Here is a 230-nt window from a genome sequence, read left to right as displayed (position 1 = left end):
GAAGTCGTCACCCGCATCCGGCGTGCCGTCGAGACCCTGGATCTCGACCGGCATGGCGGGGCCAGCGGTATCGACCTGTTGACCCAGCTCATTGGTCAGCGCACGAACGCGACCATAGTGCAGGCCTGCCAGCACGATATCACCCTTCTTCAGCGTACCGTTCTGAACCAGCACGGTAGCCACCGGGCCACGGCCTTTGTCCAGGCGAGACTCGACAACGACACCTTTGC

The 230-nt window shown here is 63.0% G+C and carries 1 protein-coding gene; it reads right to left on the bottom strand.

Translation table 11 applies throughout. The annotated features are described in order from the left end of the window. A partial coding sequence (locus tag P8629_RS12820; protein ID WP_336618934.1) for a hypothetical protein occupies positions 1-230 on the bottom strand: 230 nt, incomplete at both ends.

Origin of the sequence: Hydrogenovibrio sp. 3SP14C1, from assembly GCF_029625905.1 — a bacterium.
Classification (GTDB): domain Bacteria; phylum Pseudomonadota; class Gammaproteobacteria; order Thiomicrospirales; family Thiomicrospiraceae; genus Hydrogenovibrio.
This window is presented reverse-complemented; position numbering and strand designations above follow the sequence as displayed.